Annotated in this window: 28 protein-coding genes; 2 read left to right on the top strand and 26 right to left on the bottom strand. The window is 27.6% G+C overall.

All coding sequences use genetic code 11. The features are described from left to right. Positions 1-44: 44 nt before the first annotated feature. From ispG to OXH55_RS17930, 14 genes are all read right to left on the bottom strand, one after another. Positions 45-1,094 carry a flavodoxin-dependent (E)-4-hydroxy-3-methylbut-2-enyl-diphosphate synthase gene (ispG, locus tag OXH55_RS17995; RefSeq protein ID WP_268051515.1) on the bottom strand — a complete coding sequence of 350 codons (1,050 nt, stop codon included), beginning with the start codon at positions 1,092-1,094 and terminating at the stop codon, positions 45-47. A gap of 21 nt (positions 1,095-1,115) precedes the next feature. Beyond that, positions 1,116-2,138, bottom strand: a complete 1,023-nt coding sequence (gene rseP / locus OXH55_RS17990; RefSeq protein ID WP_268051514.1) for an RIP metalloprotease RseP — start codon at positions 2,136-2,138, stop codon at positions 1,116-1,118. A 14-nt stretch (positions 2,139-2,152) separates the two neighbouring features. Then, positions 2,153-3,310, bottom strand: coding sequence for a 1-deoxy-D-xylulose-5-phosphate reductoisomerase (dxr, locus tag OXH55_RS17985; protein ID WP_268051513.1), 1,158 nt, complete (start codon positions 3,308-3,310; stop codon positions 2,153-2,155). 31 nt (positions 3,311-3,341) lie between these two features. Further along, the gene (locus tag OXH55_RS17980) at positions 3,342-4,280 is read right to left on the bottom strand and encodes an AI-2E family transporter (RefSeq protein ID WP_268051634.1); all 939 of its coding nucleotides are present in this window, start codon (positions 4,278-4,280) and stop codon (positions 3,342-3,344) included. Between the two features lie 51 nt (positions 4,281-4,331). Further along, positions 4,332-5,135 carry a phosphatidate cytidylyltransferase gene (locus OXH55_RS17975; protein ID WP_268051512.1) on the bottom strand — a complete coding sequence of 268 codons (804 nt, stop codon included), beginning with the start codon at positions 5,133-5,135 and terminating at the stop codon, positions 4,332-4,334. 10 nt (positions 5,136-5,145) lie between these two features. Beyond that, entirely contained in the window at positions 5,146-5,913 is a 768-nt protein-coding gene (locus OXH55_RS17970) for an isoprenyl transferase (RefSeq protein ID WP_268051511.1), read from the bottom strand. 83 nt (positions 5,914-5,996) lie between these two features. After that, positions 5,997-6,554 carry a ribosome recycling factor gene (gene frr / locus OXH55_RS17965; RefSeq protein ID WP_268051510.1) on the bottom strand — a complete coding sequence of 186 codons (558 nt, stop codon included), beginning with the start codon at positions 6,552-6,554 and terminating at the stop codon, positions 5,997-5,999. Between the two features lie 17 nt (positions 6,555-6,571). Further along, on the bottom strand, positions 6,572-7,282 hold the full coding sequence (gene pyrH / locus OXH55_RS17960) for a UMP kinase (protein WP_268051509.1): 711 nt from the start codon (positions 7,280-7,282) through the stop codon (positions 6,572-6,574). A 109-nt stretch (positions 7,283-7,391) separates the two neighbouring features. Beyond that, positions 7,392-8,312 (bottom strand): translation elongation factor Ts, encoded by a 921-nt coding sequence (gene tsf / locus OXH55_RS17955; protein ID WP_268051508.1) that lies wholly within the window; start codon positions 8,310-8,312, stop codon positions 7,392-7,394. Positions 8,313-8,343: 31 nt separating this feature from the next. After that, positions 8,344-9,045 (bottom strand): 30S ribosomal protein S2, encoded by a 702-nt coding sequence (gene rpsB / locus OXH55_RS17950; protein WP_268051507.1) that lies wholly within the window; start codon positions 9,043-9,045, stop codon positions 8,344-8,346. A gap of 221 nt (positions 9,046-9,266) precedes the next feature. Then, positions 9,267-10,046, bottom strand: coding sequence for a GTP-sensing pleiotropic transcriptional regulator CodY (gene codY, locus OXH55_RS17945; protein WP_268051506.1), 780 nt, complete (start codon positions 10,044-10,046; stop codon positions 9,267-9,269). Between the two features lie 220 nt (positions 10,047-10,266). Next, positions 10,267-12,342 (bottom strand): type I DNA topoisomerase, encoded by a 2,076-nt coding sequence (topA, locus tag OXH55_RS17940; protein ID WP_268051505.1) that lies wholly within the window; start codon positions 12,340-12,342, stop codon positions 10,267-10,269. A gap of 424 nt (positions 12,343-12,766) precedes the next feature. Beyond that, on the bottom strand, positions 12,767-13,849 hold the full coding sequence (gene dprA, locus OXH55_RS17935; protein ID WP_268051503.1) for a DNA-processing protein DprA: 1,083 nt from the start codon (positions 13,847-13,849) through the stop codon (positions 12,767-12,769). A 21-nt stretch (positions 13,850-13,870) separates the two neighbouring features. Continuing rightward, the gene (locus tag OXH55_RS17930) at positions 13,871-14,416 is read right to left on the bottom strand and encodes a magnesium chelatase subunit ChlI family protein (RefSeq protein WP_268051501.1); all 546 of its coding nucleotides are present in this window, start codon (positions 14,414-14,416) and stop codon (positions 13,871-13,873) included. Here OXH55_RS17930 and OXH55_RS17925 point away from each other — a divergent pair. Continuing rightward, on the top strand, positions 14,377-14,805 hold the full coding sequence (locus OXH55_RS17925; RefSeq protein ID WP_268051500.1) for a helix-turn-helix domain-containing protein: 429 nt from the start codon (positions 14,377-14,379) through the stop codon (positions 14,803-14,805). The two genes, OXH55_RS17930 and OXH55_RS17925, sit on opposite strands and share 40 nt — an antisense overlap. A 198-nt stretch (positions 14,806-15,003) precedes the next feature. Here OXH55_RS17925 and OXH55_RS17920 read toward each other — a convergent pair whose 3' ends face one another. The 4 genes from OXH55_RS17920 to OXH55_RS17905 form a co-directional block, all read right to left on the bottom strand. Further along, the gene (locus OXH55_RS17920; RefSeq protein ID WP_268051498.1) at positions 15,004-15,183 is read right to left on the bottom strand and encodes a DUF4177 domain-containing protein; all 180 of its coding nucleotides are present in this window, start codon (positions 15,181-15,183) and stop codon (positions 15,004-15,006) included. Positions 15,184-15,363: 180 nt separating this feature from the next. Further along, complete coding sequence (locus OXH55_RS17915; RefSeq protein WP_268051496.1) at positions 15,364-15,555, bottom strand: DUF4177 domain-containing protein; 192 nt, start codon at positions 15,553-15,555, stop codon at positions 15,364-15,366. A gap of 277 nt (positions 15,556-15,832) precedes the next feature. After that, positions 15,833-16,348 carry a ClbS/DfsB family four-helix bundle protein gene (locus OXH55_RS17910; protein WP_268051494.1) on the bottom strand — a complete coding sequence of 172 codons (516 nt, stop codon included), beginning with the start codon at positions 16,346-16,348 and terminating at the stop codon, positions 15,833-15,835. A 229-nt stretch (positions 16,349-16,577) separates the two neighbouring features. Continuing rightward, a complete protein-coding gene (locus OXH55_RS17905) occupies positions 16,578-16,754 on the bottom strand; it encodes a hypothetical protein (protein ID WP_268051493.1) in 177 nt (58 codons plus the stop codon). Positions 16,755-16,915: 161 nt separating this feature from the next. Here OXH55_RS17905 and OXH55_RS17900 point away from each other — a divergent pair, with 161 nt between their 5' ends. Beyond that, entirely contained in the window at positions 16,916-17,641 is a 726-nt protein-coding gene (locus OXH55_RS17900; protein WP_268051491.1) for a site-2 protease family protein, read from the top strand. A gap of 144 nt (positions 17,642-17,785) precedes the next feature. Here the strand turns inward: OXH55_RS17900 and OXH55_RS17895 are convergent, their stop codons facing one another. The 8 genes from OXH55_RS17895 to OXH55_RS17860 form a co-directional block, all read right to left on the bottom strand. Further along, the gene (locus OXH55_RS17895; RefSeq protein WP_268051489.1) at positions 17,786-18,424 is read right to left on the bottom strand and encodes a replication-relaxation family protein; all 639 of its coding nucleotides are present in this window, start codon (positions 18,422-18,424) and stop codon (positions 17,786-17,788) included. 179 nt (positions 18,425-18,603) lie between these two features. Further along, positions 18,604-21,024 carry a type IV secretory system conjugative DNA transfer family protein gene (locus OXH55_RS17890; protein ID WP_268051487.1) on the bottom strand — a complete coding sequence of 807 codons (2,421 nt, stop codon included), beginning with the start codon at positions 21,022-21,024 and terminating at the stop codon, positions 18,604-18,606. Continuing rightward, positions 21,021-21,428, bottom strand: a complete 408-nt coding sequence (locus tag OXH55_RS17885; protein ID WP_268051485.1) for a bacitracin ABC transporter ATP-binding protein — start codon at positions 21,426-21,428, stop codon at positions 21,021-21,023. Before OXH55_RS17885 ends, OXH55_RS17890 begins: the two co-directional genes overlap by 4 nt. Positions 21,429-21,681: 253 nt before the next feature. Continuing rightward, entirely contained in the window at positions 21,682-22,068 is a 387-nt protein-coding gene (locus tag OXH55_RS17880; RefSeq protein WP_268051484.1) for a hypothetical protein, read from the bottom strand. Positions 22,069-22,175: 107 nt separating this feature from the next. Beyond that, the gene (locus OXH55_RS17875; RefSeq protein ID WP_268051482.1) at positions 22,176-22,367 is read right to left on the bottom strand and encodes a circadian clock-controlled protein; all 192 of its coding nucleotides are present in this window, start codon (positions 22,365-22,367) and stop codon (positions 22,176-22,178) included. After that, on the bottom strand, positions 22,352-23,239 hold the full coding sequence (locus OXH55_RS17870) for a ParM/StbA family protein (protein ID WP_268051481.1): 888 nt from the start codon (positions 23,237-23,239) through the stop codon (positions 22,352-22,354). Before OXH55_RS17870 ends, OXH55_RS17875 begins: the two co-directional genes overlap by 16 nt. A gap of 146 nt (positions 23,240-23,385) precedes the next feature. Beyond that, the gene (locus tag OXH55_RS17865) at positions 23,386-23,604 is read right to left on the bottom strand and encodes a helix-turn-helix transcriptional regulator (protein ID WP_268051633.1); all 219 of its coding nucleotides are present in this window, start codon (positions 23,602-23,604) and stop codon (positions 23,386-23,388) included. 7 nt (positions 23,605-23,611) lie between these two features. Next, a complete protein-coding gene (locus OXH55_RS17860; RefSeq protein WP_268051480.1) occupies positions 23,612-23,836 on the bottom strand; it encodes a hypothetical protein in 225 nt (74 codons plus the stop codon). Between the last annotated feature and the right edge of the window lie 53 nt (positions 23,837-23,889).

The following is a 23,889-nucleotide window of genomic DNA, read 5'->3' as shown; positions in this document are numbered from 1 at the left end:
TATAATTAGCTAAGTAAATAATGTAGGCTATGATTTTTCATAGCCTACATTTTATTGATTTCATTTATTAATTCATCAATTAATTTATCTTCTTTCACTTTTTTTATAATTTCACCTTTTTTAAAGATTAATCCTTCTCCTACACCACCAGCTATACCTATATCAGCTTCTCTTGCTTCACCTGGTCCATTTACTACACATCCCATTATTGCTACCTTAAGATTTTTATTACATGCTGCTAATCGTTCTTCTGCTTCATTAGCTAGTTGTATTAAATTAATTTTAGTTCTACCACATGTAGGACAAGATATGAACTCAATTCCTTCTTTTAAATATCCTAAAGATTTTAAAATTTGTTTACCAACTCTAATTTCTTCTACAGGATCTCCTGTAAGAGATACTCTTATAGTATCTCCTATACCCTGAGAAAGAAGTGTACCTATACCTATACTTGACTTTATAGTACCTCTCCATACTGTCCCAGCTTCAGTAACACCAACATGAAGTGGATAATCAACCTTTGAAGAAATAATTTTATAACTTTCAATCATTTGCATCACATTTGAAGATTTTAAAGAAATGACTATATCATTAAATTTTACACTTTCAAGAATTTGCACATGTTTCAAGGCACTTTCCACTAGAGCTTCAGGACATATTTTACCATACTTACTTAATATTTCTTTCTCTAAAGAACCAGAATTAACCCCAATTCTAATTGGTATGTTTCTTTCCTTGGCAGCATTGGCTACCATTTTAACTCTCTCAATACTTCCTATATTTCCAGGATTTATTCTTAAAGCTGCAACTCCACTTTCTATAGAAAGTAAAGCTAATCTATAATCAAAATGTATATCTGCTACCACAGGAATATTAACAGAACTTATTATTTTTTTTAACGCTTTTGCTGCTTCCATATCTGGTACTGCACATCTTGTAATATCACATCCAGCTTTTTCAAACTCAGTAATTTGTTTAACTGTAGTTTCAATATCCCTTGTATCTGTGTTATTCATTGATTGAACACTTATTGGGGAATCTCCTCCCACATAGATACTTCCAACCTTAATTTTTTTTGTTTTTATTCTTTCCATAAAATTATCACCTGAAATCTTCTAAAGTTTTATAGGATATAAAACATCCTTAATGGTTATTATTATCATCAGTAGAAGTAATAACGCAAAACCTATTGTATTGATAATCCCAATTTTATCTTTATCCACTTCTTTTCTCGTTATTATTTGATATAGTGATACAAAAATCCAAAATCCATCTAGTGCAGGAAAAGGTAACAAGTTAAAAATTCCTAGTTGTACACTTATAAAAGCAGAAAAAGCAACTAAATTTATTAATCCTGCCTTTGATACTGCCCAAGTAATTCTTAAGATTGTGACAGGTCCCCCAATATCGTCTTTTGACGCTTTCCCTTTGAAAATCATCCCAAAAGATAAAATTGTTTGCTTAATTGTTGAAGCTGTTTGTTTAAAACCATATTGAATTGACTGAAAAGTACTTGGCTTTTCTACAACAGTAGAAGCAACTCCAACCATATAACCATTAGTTTTTGGGTTCTTCATAGGGATTAAAGTAATAGATTTTTTTTCTTCGTTTCTTAATATTGTTATTTTTAGTGGTGCTCCTTTTGACATTGCAACTTGAGTTATGAAATCATCCCAAGTAGATATATTAGAATTATTAGTTTCTAATATTTTATCTCCTGGTTTTAGTCCTGCTTGCATAGCTGGACTTTGTGGGACAACTTCACTTATAACTGGAATTAAGTACCCTTTCAATGAACTAACTCCAGCAAATAATATTATTGCTAAAATAAAGTTCATTATAGGACCAGCTGCAACAATACTTAATTTTTGTGCAGGAGATTTATTTGAAAAAGCCCTTTCATCTAAACTTTCTTCATCTTCTCCTAACATTTTTACATAACCGCCAATAGGAATTGCCCTAAAAGCATATAAGGTTTCCTTACCTTCAATGCCAAATATCTTTGGACCCATTCCAATAGAAAACTCTTCAACTTTTACACCATTAAATTTTGCTAAAGTAAAATGTCCTAATTCATGTATTATAACTAAGATACTAAAAGCTATAACAACTAAAAGTATATTCCATATTATATGCAACAATTGTTCCTCCTTTAAAAATTATATTTATCCTGAATAAATTTCCTAACTATTTTTTCAGTATTCAGTATTAATTCTAACTCTATATTATTTTCATTTTCAAATTTGTTCATGCATTCTTCTATTATATCTATTATTTTCAGATATTTTATTTTCTTTTGTAAAAATAATTCTACAGCTTCTTCATTTGCAGCATTTAGGATAGTAGGCATAATACCCCCTTCAATTCCCGCATCATAAGATAACTTGAAACCTCTGAAATTAATCATATCAGGTTTTTCAAATGTTAACTTATTAATTTTATAAAAGTCAAGTTTATTGATTAAACTTTTTTCTCGTTTAGGATAGTTAAGAGCATATTGTATAGGTAAAATCATATCTGCACTAGAAAGTTGTGCTATTATACTTCCATCTTTATATTCTACCATTGAATGAATTACACTTTCAGGATGTATTACAACTTCAATATCCTTATAATCTAAACCAAATAACCAATGTGCTTCTATAACTTCTAATCCTTTATTTAAAAGAGTTGATGAATCAATAGATATTTTTTTCCCCATATTCCAATTAGGATGTTTAATAGCTTGTTCTGGTGTAATATTAATTAAATCCTTCTTAGTTTTACCTCTAAAAGGTCCTCCAGAAGCAGTTAAAATAATTTTATTAACTGATTCTATACTATTTCCTTGAAGACATTGAAAAATAGCACTATGTTCTGAATCAACTGGCAAAATGTTGACTTTATGTTTTTGGGCTTCTTTCATTACTATCTCTCCACCAGTAACTAAAGTTTCTTTATTAGCTAAAGCTATGTCTTTACCCGCTTTTATTGCATTTAATGTTGGTACTAAACCAACCATTCCAACTATTGAAGTAACTACAATATCTACTTCCGGTAAAATAGATATTGTAGTTAATCCTTCAATACCTTCAAAAATATTAATATCTATATTTTGCATTTCACAATATTCTCTAACTTTTTCATATGTAAATTTATCAACTACAGCAACATATTTAGGTTTAAATTCTTTTATTGTATTTATTATTCTTTGATAATTTTTATTGGCTGAAAAAGCAATAAGCTTAAATTTTTCACTTTCTTTTTTTATAACCTCTAAGGTCTGAGTTCCAACTGAACCAGTGGCCCCCAAAATAGTTATGTATTTCACTACAGTCACTCCTATCTTAACAAATCTTTTCTTAAGTTGAAAATATTATTTCCTTAGTTGTAATAATGTAAAGTGGTGCCATAAATAATCCGATAAATCCAAAAACCTTAATTCCTATATATATAGCTAAAATCAAAATCAAAGGATGAATTTGAAATTTTTTACTAACAAATTTTGCTTCTAAAATTTGTCTTGTTACTTGCAATAGAATATATAGTATTATCAATCCACTAGCAATTATATTTCTTTTAATAATAAAATTATATATTATTAAAGGAATGAACACTAATATTGTACCTATATATGGAATTAAATCTAAAACACCACAAAGTGCAGATAAAAATATGGCATTATTAATCCTTAATATAACAAAGCCAATTAAGGTTTCTAAAGTTGTTATTAATACTAAAATTAATTCGATTTTAAATATATTATTTATATCATCTAACTTTATCCTAAGCCTAGAAATATTATTTTCTGGGAAAAGTTTTTCAATCGTATTTACTATAACATATTTATCTACTAAAATAAAGTAAACAGCAATATTGCTAATAAAATATGCAAATACACCATTTGTAGTATACATTGCTCCTTTTTTTATATATCCATTATTAGCAATATTGTAATAAAAATTTTTAACATCACTATTAAATTTAAACAAGTCAATTTTAAAGAATTCATTAAGATTATCAACAACACTTCTGAGCTGAATAATTATTTCAGAATAATTATTTAGTACCAATGTAGAAATCTTATTAAAAAGTATTCTACTTGTGTAAAAAGCAATAAAAAATAAAATAAGATTAATAAAAAGTATACTTAATACTGCATTTGTATTTTTATTGAAAACTTTATACTTACACAACAAATCATATATTGGCTTACAAGTAAATGTCATAAAAATGATAATAAAAAACGGTTTAAAATAATTTTTGATTATAAAAGTTAAAATAATAAAAATTACTAACATCATAATACAATGAATTAATTTATTATATGTATTTTTACTGTTTTCCACCCATTACATCCCCATAATTATTGTTATATAATAATATACTACAGTTGATGCAAAAAGTATGCTATCAAATCTATCTAAAATACCTCCATGACCAGGAATAAGATTACTAAAGTCTTTAACTCCTACATATCTTTTTATAGAAGATGCTACTAGGTCACCAAATTGACAGAACACACCGCAAAAAACGCCTATCAAACAAAAATTATATAAAGGAATCTCAACTCCTTGTTTCATAATCACTAGCCCATATATTCCACAGCCTATAGTACTACCTATGAGTCCTCCTATTGAACCTTCAATAGTTTTTTTGGGACTTACTTTAGGGCATAATTTATTTTTACCAAAATATTTACCAACATAATAAGCCGAAGTATCGCACAACCATGATGAAATAAATATTATCCATATTAAATATTGACCATATTCTTTTTGGTTAACTAATACAATAAAGCTAAAAAATATTGTAACATAGAAAAAACCAAATAAAGTAATAGATATATCAATAAAATTATATTTTTCATTAATTATTGGTATACACAGCATTAAAAGAATTGTAATGAATATACTCAAAAATAAAGCTTTATAATCCACTGAATTTTTACCTACAAATAGAATATAATATACAATACATAGCAGATAGGCTACTATACTTAATGGCTTAATATTTTTATTCTTCATAATTCTAAACAGTTCATACATTCCAAATAACGAAAGAGTCATAACAACATATTTTAAATATATCCCACCCATAAATAGTACAATTACTAGTGGTGATAAAAGTAATGCTCCAAAATATCTTTTATCCATAGTTTCACCTCTATTTTAATCCGCCGTAACGTCTATCTCTGTTTTGATAATCATAAATAGCTTTTTGTAAATCTGTTTTTTTAAAGTCAGGCCACTTTGTATCTGTATACCAGAACTCAGAATATGCACATTGCCATAATAAAAAGTTACTTAATCGTTGCTCTCCTGCTGTTCTAATAATTATATCTGGATCTGGTATATTCACTGTGTATAAATGCTTTGAAATAACTTTTTCATCAATTTCAGTATAGGTTAAATTTCCTTTTTTTATTTCATTTGAAATATTTTTTATTGCATGCAATATTTCATTTCTTCCACCGTAATTAAGTGCAAGATTTAAAGTCAGTCCATTGTTATTCTTGGTCATTTCATAAGCTTTGTTTAATTCCTCTTGACATATTTTAGGTAACTTTGATATATCTCCAATATGCTTAACTACAACTCCTTGTGAATTTAATTCAGTTACTTCTTTTTTTAAATACTCTACTAAAAGTTTCATTAATGCATTAACTTCATCTGCTGGTCTCTTCCAATTTTCTGTCGAAAAAGCATATACAGTTAAATATTTTATACCCAATCTAGTACTTTCTTTAACAATTTCTCTTATAGTTTCTACACCAGCTTTATGTCCTAATGTTCTTGGTAAATTCTTTTCTTTAGCCCATCTACCATTACCATCCATTATAATAGCAATATGTTTAGGGATACTTTGCATATCAAGAGTTATTTCATGGTTTTCTTTAGATTTTTTATTTTTAAAACCCAAAAAATTTTTCATTAGCTTTTCTCCATTTCAAATTTATTTATTAAAGCTTTAAAATACCTGCGATTACGCAGGTATTTTAAGTTTTAAATATAAAATTATACAGCCATAACTTCCTTTTCTTTACTAGCAACAATTTCATCTATATTTTTAATATAGTTGTTAGTAATTTTTTGCACATTTTCTTCTGCATCTATAGCCATATCTTCTGTAATTTCATTTTCTTTCTTTAAATTTTTAATTTTATCATTAGCATCTCTTCTAATAGATCTAATAGCTACTTTGGATTCTTCACCATTTTTTTTAACTTTTTTAACTATATTTTTTCTAGTTTCTTCAGTTAATTCAGGAATTAATAATCTTATTACTGAACCATCATTAGAAGGATTTAGACCTAAATCTGACTGTAAAATTGCTTTTTCAATATCTTTTATAGAATTTTTATCCCATGGTTGAATAAGTAAAACTCTTGGTTCTGGAGATGAAACATTTGCTAATTGATTAATAGGAGTTTCAGCTCCATAATACTCAACAGATATTCTATCAAGCATAGATGGATTAGCTTTCCCTGCTTTCATTGAAGCAAGGTCCTTTTTTAATACTAAAACAGTTTTATCCATTTTTTCTTCTGATTTTTTTAGAATTTCTTTTACCATAATAATGTTACCTCCATTTATTTTGATACAGTAGTACCAATTTTTTCACCTATTACTACTTTCTTTATATTGTTTGGAGTGTCAAGTCCAAAAACTATAATTGGAATATTGTTATCCATACATAATGATGTAGCTGTTGAATCCATAACTTGTAATCCTTTTTCTAATACCTCAATATATGTTAGTTGCTCAAACTTCTTTGCATCATCATATTTGTTAGGATCCTTATCATATACTCCATCTACTTTTTTAGCTAATAAAATTGCATCTGCTTCTATCTCCGCTGCTCTTAAAGCTGCTGTTGTATCAGTAGAAAAATACGGATTTCCAGTACCTGCTGCGAAAATAACTACTCTTTTCTTTTCAAGATGTCTCATTGCTCGTCTTCTAATGAATGGTTCAGCAACTTCTTTCATTTCAATGGCTGTTTGTACTCTAGTATTAACTCCTATATTTTCCAAAGAATCTTGTAGTGCTAATGCATTTATACATGTAGCCATCATTCCCATATAGTCTGCAGTAGTTCTATCCATATCTTCACCATTTCTACCACGCCAGATATTTCCTCCGCCTACAACAGCTCCTACTTCTATTCCCATATCTACTATTTCTTTTATTTCTTGAGCAATTCTTTTTGTAACAGTAAAATCAATACCAAATCCATTTTCTCCACTTAGTGCTTCTCCAGATAATTTAAGCATTATTCTCTTATATTTTGATGAACTCATATTATTATTATACCTCCAAAATACCAAAAATTACACTTTTTTTTGGTTTTTCATATTTTTACTTTAAAAAAAGAGAACACTAGGTGTTCTCTTTATTTACTTTTATTCATTATTTTTTTTCCATTTGTTTTTGAACTTCTTCAGCAAAGTTTTCTTCTTTCTTTTCTAGACCTTCTCCTCTTTCATATCTTACAAATTTAGAAAGTGTTATTGGAGATCCTACTTCTTTAGATTTTTCATCTAATAATTTCTTTATTGTATAATCAGAGTTTCTAACCCAAACTTGATCTATTAAGCAAACTTCTTTTAAATATTTTTTGATTCTACCTTCAACCATTTTTTCAACTATTTTTTCTGGTTTTCCTTCATTTAAAGCTTGAGCTTTATATATTTCTCTTTCTTTATTAAGAACTTCTTGATCAACACTGTTTTCATCTAAGAATAGTGGATTTGCAGCTGCAACTTGCATAGCTATATCTTTTGCAAGTGCTGTTAAAACATCACTTGCTTTTTCACAAGTAAGTGCTACTGCTACACCAATTTTTCCGCCAGCATGTATGTAGCTGTTTATAACTCCATTTTCGATTGTAAGCTTTTCAAATCTTCTTACATTCATATTTTCACCGATTTTTGCAATTAAAGCAGTTAAAGCATCTTTTACTGTAACGCTTTCATCTCCGATGAATTTTGCATCTACTAATTCTTCAACAGTATCTACATCTGTAGTAGCTATTTGTTTCGCTACATTATTTGTAAATTCAATAAAGCTTTCATTAACTGCAACGAAATCTGTTTCACAGTTAACTTCTAGTATTACAGCTGTCTTTTCATCTTCACTTATATAAGTTGTAACTAATCCTTCTGCTGCAATTCTTCCAGCCTTTTTAGCTGCAGATGCTAATCCTTTTTCTCTTAAAAATTCTACAGCTTTATCCATATCACCATTAGTTTGAGTTAAAGCTTTCTTGCAGTCCATCATTCCTGCACCAGTTTTTTCTCTTAATTCTTTAACCATTTTTGCAGTTACCATATGTATTCCTCCTATCAAGTTAATTTAAAAATTATTCAGCTAGTTGTTCACCTTGATTTCCTTCTATTATAGCATCAGCTACTTTTGAAGTTAATAATCTTACCGCTCTTATAGCATCATCATTTCCTGGTATTACAAAGTCAACTTCATCTGGATCACAGTTTGTATCAACAATTGCTACAACTGGTATTCCTAAAACTTTAGCTTCTGCTATAGCATTTTTTTCTTTTCTTGGATCTACTACAAACATAACACCTATCTTGTTTGCATCCATATTTTTAATTCCACCAAGATTCTTTTCTAACTTTTCTTTTTCATTTCTTAATTTTATAACTTCTTTTTTAGGAAGAACTTCAAATGTTCCGTCTTGTTCCATAGTTTCAAGATTTTCTAGTCTCTTTATTCTAGTTTTTATAGTTTTGAAATTTGTAAGCATTCCACCTAACCATCTATTGTTAACAAAGTGCATTCCTGCTCTTATACTTTCTTCTTGTATAGCTTCTTGAGCTTGTTTTTTAGTACCTACAAATAAAACTTCTTTTCCTTCTTCAACTACACTCTTAACGAAATCATAAGCTGCTTCTACTTTCTTTACAGTTTTTTGAAGGTCAATGATATAAATACCATTTCTTTCTGTAAATATGTATGGAGCCATTTTAGGATTCCATCTTCTTGTTTGATGTCCAAAATGAACACCTGCTTCTAATAATTGTTTCATTGAAATAACTGACATTAATATTACCTCCTATTGGTTTTTTCCTCCATTACCTTTTAACATGAAAAACCTTTATTTCTAAAGGCACCATTTCATAAATTAGGTAATGTGTGTTTTTCTTCCTTATGTAGTATAGCACATGAATTATAGCCCTTCAACAAAAATTATAAAAAACTTGTAATTTTTCATAAATAAATATAGAATAGGAAGACAAAATTCCTATTCTATATTTATTATTTCTATTTTATTTTTTTTAATTCATCTAATAATTTTTCATTTAAAATTTTTATATGCGTACCTTTCATACCTAAAGATCTTGATTCAATAACTCCAGCACTTTCAAATTTTCTTAAAGCATTTACTATTACAGATCTAGTAATGCCTACTTTATCTGCTATTTTTGAAGCAACTAATAACCCTTCATTACCATCTAATTCATTAAACACATGTTCTACCGCCTCAAGCTCTGAATACGATAGTGTACCAATAGCTAATTGAACTACAGCTTTTTTTCTCGCTTCTTCTTCCATTTCATCATTCTTAGATCTTAAAATTTCAAGTCCAACAATAGTAGCACTATATTCAGCTAAAACTAAATCTTCATCTGTAAATTCCCCTTCAAACCTTGTAATAAATAAAGTACCTAGCCTCTCTCTATTTCCAATTATAGGAACAATAGTTGAGAGTTTACCTTCCATTTCAGCTGGTTTAGTTTCATCAAAAGAAGATTTACCTTCATTCTCTAAATTAGCTAATGTTTCGTGAATATTTAATAATTTTGTGTTAAAATATTCTGGAAATTTCTTTTCATTTATAACCTTCTGTTTTACACTTTCACATTCCACACCATTATGAAATTTATGACCTAGTATTTTTGCTTTTCTACTTATTATGTAAACATTGCATGATAACACTTCACTTAGTGAAGCACAAATATCATCAAATACAACTGGTTCAGCCCCCGATTTTTGTAGTATCTTATTTAGCATTCGTATTTTATTTAATAATTCTGAAGCCATTTGTTCCTCTCCTTCTTTTAATACAGTTTAAAATAAGTAACTAGAATAAGTTTGAATTTTTATTTTTTTTAAAATATTTTGAATTATTCTAACCACTCTAAATATATTATCATAGTGTTTTCTATATTTCAACTGTGTTTTTATTAAATTCGACATATATTTTGTTTTTTTCACAATTGTAAAATTAATATTAAAAAATTATTAAAGTGGTTAGATATCTTTATTTTTCAATTTTATGCTTACATTCTTTATTAGAACATTCTATATAATCACCTTTTGCCTTGCTATGCTTTTTCATCATAAAGCTTCCGCATTCTGGACATTTTGTTTCCACAGGCTCAAACCAACTTACAAATTTGCACTCAGGGTAATTACTACATCCATAAAATTTTCTACCTTTTCTACTTTTTCTTAATAAAATTTTACCACCACACATTGGACAAGGAATATCTAATTCTTCTACTATAGGTTTTGTGTTTTTACATTCTGGATATCCAGGACATGCAAGGAAATCTCCAAATCGCCCATGCTTGATAACCATATTTCTTCCACACTTATCACACAGTATGTCTGTAACTTTATCCTCTATGGTTATCTTTGCAATTTCTTTTTCTGCTATTTCTATAGCTGCCTCTAATGGTGTGAAAAACTCTTTAACTATATCCTTCCAATTTTCTTTTCCTTCTTCAATACTATCTAATTTAGTTTCCATATCAGCAGTAAATTCAACATCTACAATTTGCTTGAAAAATTCACTAACAATATTGTTAACTATAAACCCTAATTCTGTTGGAATTAAAGTTTTCTTTTCACGTTCTACATAATTTCTGTCAAGTAAGGTTGAGACTATTGGTGCATAGGTACTAGGCCTTCCTATACCATTTTCTTCTAAAGTTTTTACTAGAGAAGCCTCTGAAAATCTTGCAGGTGGTTGAGTAAAATGTTGTATTCCTTCTACTTTAGTTTTGGTTAATTCTTCTCCTTCTACTAATTCAGGTATTTTAGAATTATCATCATCATCATCTGTTTCATATTTATATAGTTTCATAAATCCATCAAACTTGATACTAGAGCCACTTGCTTTTAAACCATATAATCCATTTTCTACTGTTATAGACATAGTATTCATTATGCATTCAGCCATTTGGCTGGCTACAAATCTTTTCCAAATAAGTTGATATACTTTATATTGCTCTGGTTTTAAACTTTCTTTTATTTTTTCAGGATAAAGTTCAACATAAGTTGGTCTGATTGCTTCATGAGCATCCTGTATATTTTTTTTACTTTTGAAGTCTCTAGTTTTCTTTGATATATAGTTTTCTCCAAAATTATTAATAATATAATCTCTTGTATTCTCTTGTGCTTCTTTAGATATTCTTACTGAATCTGTTCTCATATATGTTATTAAACCTACAGTTCCTACACCTTTAATATCAATTCCTTCATATAGTTGTTGAGCAACAGACATAGATTTTTTTGTTGAATAATTCAATTTTTTATATGAATCTTGTTGAAAAGTACTTGTTGTAAAAGGTGGTAATGGTTTTCGTGTTTTTTTAGACTTTTTAATTTCTTTTACAATATATTTGTTTTTGTTTAATTCATTAATAATTGTTTTACTTTCTTCTTCATTATCAATCTGTATTTTTTTATTATTTTTTGAAATTAATTTTACAGTGAAAGTTTTTTGTTTCTTATCCTTTTTTAATTGAGACTCTATTGTCCAATATTCCTTCGGTTGAAAACTCTTAACTTCTTCTTCTCTGTTACATATCATTTTAAGTGCTACTGATTGTACTCTACCGGCACTTAGTCCCCATTTTATTTTTCTCCAAAGAATTGGACTTATTTTATATCCTACCAATCGATCTAACACTCTTCTTGCCTGTTGTGCATCAACCACATTAAGATTTATTTCTCTTGGTTCTTTAATTGCAGCTTTTATAGCATCTTTAGTTATTTCATTAAACTCTATTCTGCATTTTTGCTCTTTATCTATTTTTAAGGTTTCTGCTAAGTGCCAGGAAATTGCTTCTCCTTCTCTATCTGGGTCAGTTGCGAGAAAAATTTTATCACTTTTTTTAGCTTCTTTTCTTAAAACCTTTAATAGTTCCCCCTTACCTCTAATAGTTATATATTTGGGAGTATAATTATTTTCTATATCAACACCTAATTGACTTTTAGGTAAATCTCTAACATGCCCCATTGATGCCTTTACAACATAATTCTTTCCTAAATATTTTCCAATTGTTTTTGCTTTAGCTGGAGACTCTACTATAACTAGCTTCTTACCCATATTATCCCCTCCATTAACTCTAGTCTATTGTAGTTAAGTATAATTATTAATGTATATTATTATAATATCTTTAAATTTTATTAATATTCCTTATATGCTAATATACATAATGCTTATTCAATTTTTCAGCTGCAATTCAAATAATACCTCATATAATTGTTTTATGTCAATCTTTGCTAACATTAAAACATAAATAATTATATTTTAACTTAAATTTTAATAGCTTGGATATAATTTAAAAGTTCAATTTAAAATTATATCATTAGTATATAATATTTACAAAGAAGTCCATAAAAAATTTATTTATATTGTAATATTAAAATAGCTATATCATATAAAAATAGCATAATTATTATCACATATATTTATTTACATTAAATGTAAATTATGTGATATATAACTATGCTAATGTTTCTTTATTACATTAAATTTCTTTCACATTTTTGACATAATAATTGCCACTTAGAGACACTATTTCCTCATTTAACTGAAGGTTTAATAATACTTCATATAGTTTTTTTATATCAATATTAGTTAATCTTGATATATCATCAATATGTATAGGATTAGTATTTATATATTTATATACTCTTTGTTCTATATTACTCATTTTCATTTGTTTAACTAAATTTTCTTTTATATTATTTATATGTAGTAATTCATATATATCTTCAATATTAGTTAATACATAAGCTCCATCTTTTATTAGATGATTAGTCCCCACACTTTGAGAAGAAAAAATATTTCCTGGCACAGCAATAACATCTTTTCCCTGTTCTAATGCTGCACTTGCTGTTATTAAAGAACCGCTTTTTTTACCAGCTTCAACCACAATTACAAGATCACTTAAACCACTTATAATTTTATTTCTAATTGGAAAATTATACGAATAAGGTTTAGTACCTGGAATAAATTGAGATATTATACAACCATTATGATGTAAAATTTCATTGTATAGTCTTAAATTATCTTTGGGATAAACTATATCTAATCCTGATCCTAAAACAGCACAAGTATATGAAATTTTCGCTATACACTTTTGATGTACAATTGAATCTATTCCTCTTGCCATACCACTTATAATATTTATATTATTTTTACATAAACTCTCACTTATTATATTACTTACATTTATCCCATAATTAGTACATTTCCTTGATCCAACTATTGATACATTATATTTTTGATTTAATTTTTCAATATTTCCTTTGTAAAATAGCATATACGGTGCATCATCATATATTTTTAATCTTTTAGGATATAATTGTTCCGTAATAACAACTGTATTAATTTCATTCTTTTCTATTTCATTTTTTATAAAATCAATTTTTTCTTTATTCCAAGCCTTTTTTAAGATTTTGAGAGTGTTTATGTCCAACTCATTACTTTTTTCATTAACTACACTTCGATACCAAAGATTCTGAATATTTTTAAAGTTTTCTAACAACTTTCTTTTTGTACGATAAGATAAATTAGCTATAGCAAACCATAGTTCATAATCATTCATAGCATTTCTCCTTTATTTTTATTAAATAATAGTCTGATCCATATATTTTCTATATTGCAATGCCTCAATTACATCCTCTTCCTCAATTTTTTCTCTAGAATTCAAGTCAGCTATACTTCTTGAAACCTTTAATATCCTACTATAACTCCTTGTACTTAAATTAAATTTCTCATAAATTTTCTCTATAATTCTATTTGTTTTAGAATTAAGTTTGCAATACTTATTAATAAGTCTTTCATTCATTTGTGCATTACAATAAATCCCCTCATTTATAAATCTTTCTTTCTGCATTTGTCTAGCTTTTTCAACCCTTAATCTTATCTCTTTAGAAGTTTCTTTTTTATTTTCGTTTTTAATTTGTGTATAGGATAAAGCATTTACAGGTGAAAATATATCTATCCTATCTAACAATGGACCTGAAATTTTATTAATATACCTTTTCCTTTCATAGTCACTACATGTACATTCCTTAGTTCCACTTTGCCAGAAACCACACGGACAAGCGTGTAGATAACAACCTTGACTATGTGGTAAAAAAACATGGTTATTTATCTGTAGAAAATTCACCCTCTACAACTGCTAAAAGAATATATGAAGCTAGAATAGAAAAAGGACTCTCCATAAAAAGACTTGCAAAGCTTTCCCAAATGGATAAAACTTATTTAAATAAGATAGAATTAGGCGGAAATGTACCTTCTAGTAAAATAATAAAAAAACTATCATTAGTATTAGAAAAACCTATATGGTATTTAGGAGCATATGACAAATTTCCTCAAAATACACTTGGAGAACGCATATATAAATGTAGACTTTTTTACGGATACACTCAAAAAGAGTTTGCAGCAGTATTAGGAGTACTTCCTGAGACAGTTCGCAACTGGGAAAAAGATATATCTACACCTATTAAAAAACATTCTAATATCTTAAAAATTTTTTTAAAAATTTTAAAAATATAACCTATATAATATGTAGAAACTATTTCAGTTTACTAGGGCTTTGTAATCATAAAAAACATATATTAGCAATCTAAAAAAGGAGCCATTAGGCTCCTTTAGTTCTATTCTTTATAATCAGTTCGTAATACTCTATTTTTGTGTATTAATTACTTCCTTAATTATTAGTTTTTTATAATGTAATTTAAGGAAATTATAAAATTATTCTTCTTTTTCAAAAACTAAATCGAAATTTTTAATTACACCATGTCCACTAAACCCTGAAGGAATAGCAGTAACAAATCTCCAACCTTCTGCACTATATTTATCAATTAATTCTCTATGATTTGCCTGTTTAAATATTCCTTGTGTATCTGATTCAACATAAATATATTTATACATATAATCTTATTCCCTCTATAAATCTCTTGAAACTTTACTGTATAGCCCCAGATAATCTTATTTATAATGTAATAATAACTAATCAGCAACCTAAAAAAAGGAGCCTAATAATATTATTGGAATTGCTTCGTAATATTTTGCTAGTATGTCTTAACTATTTCCTAAATGATAAATCTTATATTATTTTTGCTTTTCAAATATAAGTTCATAATATGGTGCTGACCCATATCCGCTGATTGCTGGTGCAAAAATTTGAATTAATCTCCAACCTTCTGCTGCATATTTTTCAATTATTTTGTGATAATCTTCTTCAGGCTTTACTCGTAAAAGGCCTGACTTCATTTCTATTTTTTCAAATTTGTACTCATACATTTCCACATCCTCCTTCTTCATTAGTATTATATTTGATAATAACATATTTACGACGCAATTACTTCACAATGTGAATTAACACAATTACATATTATACAATACACTTAAATTTATAATTTTAGTAACCTAAAAATATTATTGAACTTGCTTCGTAATATTTTGCTATTATGCCTTAACTGTTTCTTTTAATATTAGCTTTTTATATCGTCATTTAAGAAGATTATTCATTTGTAGTTGATATGATATATTTTATAAATTAAAATTTATGGTTAATTTTTTAATTTTGTTGTAACTTTTTCCACTTTCGTATTTTGGTTCTAAAGGATTTAAATGGTGCAACAGTATTTATATGAATCCACTTCCATATTGCCCAATTAGAAGGAGTTGATGATGACCACTTCCTTCCTCCTTGCTGAAATAATTCGATATCCGTATAATTATTTATCAATTGAATAATTCTCTGTTCAGTCTCTAAAAACATAGTACATAACTCTTTTAGAGTATATTTCTCATAATGTTTATAAAAACTTTCATATAATCCACCAAGATTATTCCATTTATATTCTGGAGTTGGGGTTACGACAGCATATCCTTCTTGTTCTTGATTTTCCCAGCTAAGAATAAGATTCATCCATCCTAATTGATAGGCAATCATTTGAGTAGGTGTTTTATCTACGCCATCAATTAACGTATTTTTATCTTTTTCATTAACATCAGTAAATTCTTGAATAAATAATTTTGAACGTTTAGAAATTTCTAAAATCAATTCCTCTCTGTTTTTATATTCCACCAACTTAATCCCTCATTTCAAATTCTTATTTAACATTCGTAATATCTTACAATTTCATCTTAAAATGTTATATATTCTTGCGACGTAATTTATTTATATTGTTTAACAATAATACTTGTACAAGTATACCATATTTAAAATTAGGATTCATATTATGTAAAAGTGAAGTGAGGATACCAGCCCCTACTTAATTGATTTTTAGATAGTTAATTAGCAATATAAAAAGGAGCCATCAGGCTCCTAACTCTTTTATCATATTTTCTGTAATTTTAATCTTATTTTGTATAGATTCAATATATAATTGATCATCTACTTCATTTAATCTATTCTTATAATAATTCAAGTAACTATATAAAGCTAAAATCATTATATCTTTTTCCTCTTCTGTACATGCCATTATTCCTTTCATAATCTCACCTCATTGAAATTATATACATTAATGTTATTAATTATACAAGTTGATTATTCTAAAAAAATCAAGGTATAATATTAGTCATGATTATGTCATTATTTAAAGATATTACGAAGTAAAGATTATTTATAGGATATTAAGTTCGAAGGAGGAAGGAAATGGAAGCTGTTATCTATATTTTAATTTTCATATTGTGTTATTTGATTTCAGGTATAATTCATGAATTAGGACATATTATTGTTGGTTTGGCTAACGGTTGGAAATTTTACTTATTGGTCATTGGACCATTAGGAATAAAGGCTGATGAGAATGGTAAGATTAAATTTTATTTTGAAAAACAAATTGCTATGTGGGGTGGGGTTGGCGGTACAGTGCCTAAAAGTGCTAACGTAGATAATATTAGGATATGGTCAAATGTTTTATTAGGTGGACCATTGGCTTCGATAGTTATGGGAGTTATTTTTCTGCCGCTAGGAATTATCACAAACAACATTGTTTTGATTCTATTAGGAGCAATGCCTTTAGGGATGGGAATTATGTGTGCTCTTCCAATTCCTTTAAAAACAGGTGTTGGCACATATTCTGATGGAGGAAGATGGAGTAGACTTCATAAAGGAGGACAAGAAGCCAATGAGGAAATTGCACTATTTAAATTAACAGAAAATAGAATTACAGGTGGTGATTTTTTAAACATTGATTTAAAAAGCATTGAGTCGCTTATAAAATCAAAAGAAATAGGAATTCAATATTATGGGTATTATTATAAATTTCAATATTACAAAGCAAGAGGCAATGAAGAAGAAATGAAATTAGCAATTCAAAAAATGGAAGATATTAAAAGTAAAGTATCTTCGATTGTTGTTATGGATTGCAAAATTGATTGATATACATTATTCTTATTTATTTTATTAAATAGAGAAATTAGTTAAGACACAATAAAAGAGAAGTGTGTAGCAAATATGGGATTCTGAGTTATTACACAATAGCAAAAGATTATGCATTTAAAAATAGGAGCACTAGCTCCTATTTTATTGGGAATTTTGAGAATAATGATATTTCCATTCTTTGACCTTTTGATAATCTAAATATTGATAAAGTACATCTTCTCTTTTGTTATCTTCTATAATTTTTTTAGTCCTATCTATATCAGAACTTACTATTGCAATTACAGGAAAATTATCAAATAGCTTCTTATATTCTTTACTTTTATAATACATTTCCCACTTTTTTATTTTATCTTCAAAGTGTTTGTCTCCTAGATCTAGTTCTACAAATATCCAAGTATTAGTTTTCATTAGAATATCTATTTTTAAAATGTACTTTCTATTTTGATATCTAAAATAATATTTATTATTAAACTTTATAAATGCATCTAATCTTTTTTCATGAAAATAAAAATCTGCTGCTGCTAGAGAATATTCAAGATTAATATTTAACTTCTTAGATTTATATCCTATAGTTTCATATCCTTTTTTATCTAAGGTAAAAACATTTTCTTTACTTGGAAGCTTATATAAGACTTTAATATATCCATTATCTTTTAGAAGTTTTAGACGTGAGTAACAATATTTTTTAGAGTTGTATAGTCTACAGATTCTCTGAGTATTTAGGATTTTTACGAAATATAAATCCTTTAGGAAATTCCAATCTCTTTCTGATAAAATCAAAATATGCCACCTACCCTTTTTATTTATATATAATATATATAAGGGCTTATCGTTTTCTAATCTTATGTATAGTATTGTTTTAAGCCATTTATAGGCTCTTTTGTATTTTGAAATTTCTATACTTATTCTATATGTATTCTACAGGTTATTCTATATCTTATTGCATAGGTAGGTTGCTTTTAAAGAATAGCTTTTTGTTGAACATTTACTTCTTTTTCTTTACTATCATTCATATTATTTATAAATTCTTCTTCGAAATTCATGGTCTTCTTAAAAATTTCATCCTGTACCTTTGCAACTGATCTACCAAAAATATTTTCTTTCTTATAATTTCTTTTAGCTGGCAGAGGTTTTAACATATCGGTCATAACACATATTTGTTCTTCTTTATATCTTAAATTTACAATAGCATTATGCCATTTAGTTTTTAGCATTTCATCTAATGTAAATGGATATAATTCTTCTAATAACTCTCTATAAGTTTCCTTGCTAGTGCTATATATAAAGTAGTTCGTACCTGCACTTTTAAGTAATGTTTTCATATTATTAAAATCACCAAATTCATGTGCTAATATAAATACTCCAAACCTCCATTTTCTCATTTCTCTAATAATGGAATGTAGTTCTGTAAATACTGTAGGAAATTGATGTGGTTCATCTAAGATTAATATACAAGGTTTTCTCTTCTCTTTAGGAATGTTACTGCGTGTTAATATAGCAAGCCATAGCTTAGATACTATATAAGTTACAAGTAAATCTGTAGTATCATCTAGTAAAGTATCTTTAGGAACTCTTACACCTACAAAATAACCTTCATCAGCCCACTTTCTAAAATTTATATTTAAATTAGCTTCTTGCAATAAACAATTTGCAGCAAACTCATTGTCTAGTAGCGCATCTAATCTATCCATAATGCCAGAAATATAACTCTGTTTAGTACCTGTTTCATTTTCATCATCATTTAGTTGTTGTAAGGTCCATCTTAATCTGCCTTCAATATTATTATCCTTAATTAAGTTATCTCTATATCTTCTATCTGTAAGACAAAGAATAACATCATATAAATTCGCAGTAGGATTTTTAAATACTGCTTTAGCTGCAGCTCCTAAAAATCTTTCCATTCTACTGCTTAATTTTTGATTTTCACTTTTAGCAAGTTTATTAAGAAAGTTCTTAAGTTGAGAAGCTAATTTAGTTTCTATAGTTTTATCTCCATTACTAACACATTCACTCCAGGACAATGAAATAGGATTATCTGTATCACCAAAATTAAGGTCTATTATTTTCTTAAAATCCTTTGGTAATCCATTTTCTATATTATCAATCATACTACCATCTGCTACATCTATAGCAAATACACTAACACCATTCTGAAGTAATTGAATAGCTGTATTTTCTCCACAAGTTGTTTTACCGCTACCCATCTTACCTATAGAAACCCAACATTGACATAGAGAATCTAAATCATCTAAAGGAAAATATAGTGGTATTTTTCTTCCTTTATATATAGTCCATCCTATCTGAATACCTTTTGAAGTAAATATAGGTGGTATATTAATTTCTCTAATATCTATGTTTTTAATCTTATATTCTTGTTGATAATACTTAGTTGGTAGCTGCATGAATTGAGCTAATTCTTTTGTACTGAAAGCATCTTCATTAAGTTTGTCTATAACTTTTCTTTCTTCTATAGCTTCAATTAACTTATGTTCTTTTACTTTTCTTTTAACTAATTTATTATCTCCTTGTAATGTATTAAAAGTTTTTTTGAATAAATTTAAAATTAGTTCACTTCTTTCACTATTAGTGGCTATTCTTATTGAGGTATCATAACAAAGAGAAGAAGATTTATCTTTAGTATTTTGAGATAAGCCATTTCTAAAAAGTACATTATTATCAAATTCATCAAGATTTAATCTTTTATATTCTTGATTAGTAAATACCAAACTAGCTAGATCTAATACTTCTGCGATACAACTATAAGCTAATTTAAGACTTCCTCTAATCATTTTTTCTTTATCTAACTTATATTTTGTTTTAATTCTATTTTCTGTATTAAATTCTTTAATTGATTCTTCAAAATCAGTAGAAGTAGATAGTTCGCAAGGCATTAAAATATATTGTATTAGTACTTTCTCATCATCTTTTAGCATTTTGGAAGTTTCTAAAAATGAGCTAAGAGGATATTCTGCTCTTGAATCTGTTTTTAAGCTTAAAAAACTATGTTGCTCCAATTCTAATTCAATTGCATCTTCAACATTTATCATATGATCTTCTTTAAGTAGATTGAGAATACCGTTAGATTTATCTATTTTATAATTATCATTTTTAAATTTAAAAGTAGCTTTAGGATAACAGACGTTCAATTCATTGGTTACTAACTCTTTTAATTCATCGGGAATTATATAATAAAAAGATATGTTTAATTTAGAGTTTTCTTTAGCAAATAGAATCTCATATGTTATTTGATTTTGAGAAATTATTTTCCTATCTCTGAAATTAATTCTACTAAATAGGTTTTTATGAGAATGTATATTAGTAAGCATACTTTCAAGTTTAGAATTACTAATATTTATATCAGGAGTAACTTCTATAATCATGCCCTTAAAGCCCTCCCCACTTCCGCTAATATCTTCATTAAACCTGGTACAAATTGAAGAACTAAGTAAGCTATTCCTGTTTCTTTTATTATTCTAACTCCCATTCTTTTGTTGAACATCATGATTATAGCTCCACCGCTCATAGATAATACAGCTAAAGGGTATCCTAGAGATTGCACTAAATCTAATAATGGATTTAGTGCAGCTATTACTTTATCGCCAACGGATGCATATGCTGTTCCATTTAGTACTAAAGTTATAGTTAATGTAGTCTCAGTAACCTTCACAATAGTTTTTATATGCTGCTGTTGTTTTGTATTCATCATTTTATAATTGAATATAGCCTCATTTATTCTATCTTGAACTAATATTCTTGGTTTAGAAAGATTTATACAAGTCAGCATTACTTATTCCCCCTCTTAATATCTTTAAATATTTGCTTCCACATTTTAACCGTTCCATAGACTGCTAAAAAGAAGAATATAACCTTTAAAAATTCTTTCATTACAAAATCCTCCTGAATAATATTTTATATTTAGGTTATACTATGAATAAATTTTTATACGGGAGTGAATTATTATGTCAGCTGGAGCATGGCTATTATTTTCAGCAGTATGTTTAGGTATATCTATGAGTTTATAATAATTTAGGATAAGTCTAGCTTTCATGCTTAGGCTTATTTTTTATATCTTTTTTAGGAATCCAACGCTTTAATTCATCCCCTTGTTCTGTTTCAACTACCCAAAATTCTTTACTCTCTAATTCCATTACTTTTTTAATTAATCTTGCTTTTACAGTGCCAACTAATTCCCCATCCCAAACTTGTAGTGGATACATTTCTTCAGCAACTTTTTCTTTCCAAAATGCATCCATCAAATCATACACTTCATTTACATGACCACACTCTAAAAGATTCTTAATTGTTTCAAATTCCTTAACAGTTAAAAAAGAAAACATTTTTTCAATAGCTCCTGCAGCGGTAGCAAAATCCTTTTTGCTTTGCTCTGCATACTTGCTTATATCTAAAACTTTATTAATATTCATTCAATACCCTCCATTTAACTTAATTATTGAAAAATTGCAACCACTAACAGAATAGGACCTATCTCAGCTTTAGTTTAAGAAATGTAAACATGATATGAAAGGATAATCTAAAAATCTAAAATATTAACTTCTTCTTTCTTTTCTTGTTTAGATATCTTCTTTTGACCGATTTCTGCTTTGAAAGCTTCTCTTAAAATTTGTTTTACTTCATAGCTTTTATCCTCCATAGACATAATTAACTGATAAAGTTCCAAATCTTTAGTAGTTTCTTTAAAACTTATACTTATTTTTCTAGCCACAATTGTTCACCTACCTTTTTAAATCCAATTACATTATCATAAACAGGATCATTACTTACTATTAAATTTTTAAGTCTATTTTGAAATGCTCTCCTTAAAGTTAAACTACCTCCTCCAGTAAGCAATACATAACCTTTTGAGATTTCAAAATTTAGTTGCAACTCTTTATATATAGAATTGAAATGTCTTTGTAAAATTGGTTTTATAAAACTCATATTTTGTTGCTCACCATATAAAAACAATCCATCTTTTAGGATGCTTTCACCTTCTTCTAATTTAAAACTTTCAGTGAATCTGCTATTAACTTCTGTAACTATATCTGTATAAATATTTAACATACCAACTGGAATCGTCTTGAAACCTTTTATTTTTTTATCTTTAAACAAGCATACATCTGTAGTTCTACCACCAATATCTACTATAGTAAGTGGTTTATTTCCTATAAGTTTCTTATTTTCTATAGATAAGTTATAGTAAGCACTAGCCCCTTCTGGAGCGATCTCTATATTGCTTATAATAATATCTCTTGATTTGCCATCTATAATTAATGTTTTCCCTCTATTCTCTTCTATTAGTTCCTTAAATTTTTCTTTATTTTGTTTGTATTGCTGAATTGGAAGCCCTAAAACAACTTGAAATATATTTTCTTTAGAACTTTTAGCAAGAGAAGTAAATAGAAGTGGTAATGTACTTCCTTTCATACTTTTATTCCAATCCGTACTAAACTCTCCTTCACCTACATAGAGCTTTCTACCTTCGTATATAACTTCATTTTCACCTGTGAAGTTTTCAACATCTGAAATTTTGCTCAAAAATGATACTCTCTCAGATGTTTTTACTCCATAGTTGCCTAAATCAATGCCAATTAACATGTATTCTTACTCCTTTCTGCTCTGTTAGTGCTCTTTATGTTATATCTTATGCAGAAACTTTCTGAAAGTTTCCTAAATTTAGGATAAAATACTAAAATATATTTTTAATCCTAAGATTAGTTTTATTTTGTATAAAAAAATAGCACCTAATCTTCCAGGTACCATATATCTTCTACCTTTCGATTAAGTGCTTTAGCTATAGTTAATAAAGTCTCTGCATTTCCTTGAACTTTATTCAGTTCTATTGTGTTATAAGTACTCTTTTTCATTCCCAGCATTTCTGCAAATTCCTTCTGTTTCATCATATACTCTCTCATCCTAATTTCTTTAAGTCTATTCTTTACCCCAAACACATCACCCCACATCACCAGTTTATGTAAGTATTCTATAAGTGGTATAAAATTCCTTTAAATATAAAGAATTAACCCCTGATGAAATTATCACAAAGAAATCTTTTGTTAGAATAGCTATATGTATAGTAGCTACATTATTGATATGTTCTATATTAATATTAATATCAATTAAATAAAGTATAAAATCTAAATATATGTCAATAATTAAGATAGCTGTTATCACATATTTATTGACAAGAATCACCTTAAAAAGCCCCAGACACTATGTCTAGGGCTTGAACTATTTATATATAAATA

This window comes from Clostridium ganghwense (assembly GCF_026735165.1).
GTDB classification, from domain to species: domain Bacteria; phylum Bacillota; class Clostridia; order Clostridiales; family Clostridiaceae; genus Clostridium_H; species Clostridium_H ganghwense.
Note: the sequence above shows the minus strand (reverse complement) of the source record. Positions and strands in the feature narration are given on the sequence as shown.

Excerpts from the sequence above, each read along its gene's own strand:
- OXH55_RS17975 (WP_268051512.1), bottom strand. The coding sequence starts at position 5,135 with ATGGATAAAAGATATTTTGGAGCATTACTTTTATCACCACTAGTAATT.
- OXH55_RS17890 (WP_268051487.1), bottom strand. The coding sequence starts at position 21,024 with ATGATTATAGAAGTTACTCCTGATATAAATATTAGTAATTCTAAACTT.
- OXH55_RS17870 (WP_268051481.1), bottom strand. The coding sequence starts at position 23,239 with ATGTTAATTGGCATTGATTTAGGCAACTATGGAGTAAAAACATCTGAG.
- OXH55_RS17920 (WP_268051498.1), bottom strand. The coding sequence starts at position 15,183 with ATGTATAAATATATTTATGTTGAATCAGATACACAAGGAATATTTAAA.
- codY (WP_268051506.1), bottom strand. The coding sequence starts at position 10,046 with ATGGCTTCAGAATTATTAAATAAAATACGAATGCTAAATAAGATACTA.
- OXH55_RS17970 (WP_268051511.1), bottom strand. The coding sequence starts at position 5,913 with ATGAAAAATTTTTTGGGTTTTAAAAATAAAAAATCTAAAGAAAACCAT.
- OXH55_RS17900 (WP_268051491.1), top strand. The coding sequence starts at position 16,916 with ATGGAAGCTGTTATCTATATTTTAATTTTCATATTGTGTTATTTGATT.
- OXH55_RS17885 (WP_268051485.1), bottom strand. The coding sequence starts at position 21,428 with ATGCTGACTTGTATAAATCTTTCTAAACCAAGAATATTAGTTCAAGAT.
- rpsB (WP_268051507.1), bottom strand. The coding sequence starts at position 9,045 with ATGTCAGTTATTTCAATGAAACAATTATTAGAAGCAGGTGTTCATTTT.
- OXH55_RS17915 (WP_268051496.1), bottom strand. The coding sequence starts at position 15,555 with ATGTATGAGTACAAATTTGAAAAAATAGAAATGAAGTCAGGCCTTTTA.
- OXH55_RS17980 (WP_268051634.1), bottom strand. The coding sequence starts at position 4,280 with ATGTTAGTAATTTTTATTATTTTAACTTTTATAATCAAAAATTATTTT.
- topA (WP_268051505.1), bottom strand. The coding sequence starts at position 12,342 with ATGGGTAAGAAGCTAGTTATAGTAGAGTCTCCAGCTAAAGCAAAAACA.
- ispG (WP_268051515.1), bottom strand. The coding sequence starts at position 1,094 with ATGGAAAGAATAAAAACAAAAAAAATTAAGGTTGGAAGTATCTATGTG.
- tsf (WP_268051508.1), bottom strand. The coding sequence starts at position 8,312 with ATGGTAACTGCAAAAATGGTTAAAGAATTAAGAGAAAAAACTGGTGCA.
- OXH55_RS17865 (WP_268051633.1), bottom strand. The coding sequence starts at position 23,604 with ATGTGGGGTGATGTGTTTGGGGTAAAGAATAGACTTAAAGAAATTAGG.
- dprA (WP_268051503.1), bottom strand. The coding sequence starts at position 13,849 with ATGAATGATTATGAACTATGGTTTGCTATAGCTAATTTATCTTATCGT.
- OXH55_RS17905 (WP_268051493.1), bottom strand. The coding sequence starts at position 16,754 with ATGAAAGGAATAATGGCATGTACAGAAGAGGAAAAAGATATAATGATT.
- pyrH (WP_268051509.1), bottom strand. The coding sequence starts at position 7,282 with ATGAGTTCATCAAAATATAAGAGAATAATGCTTAAATTATCTGGAGAA.
- OXH55_RS17880 (WP_268051484.1), bottom strand. The coding sequence starts at position 22,068 with ATGAATATTAATAAAGTTTTAGATATAAGCAAGTATGCAGAGCAAAGC.
- frr (WP_268051510.1), bottom strand. The coding sequence starts at position 6,554 with ATGGTAAAAGAAATTCTAAAAAAATCAGAAGAAAAAATGGATAAAACT.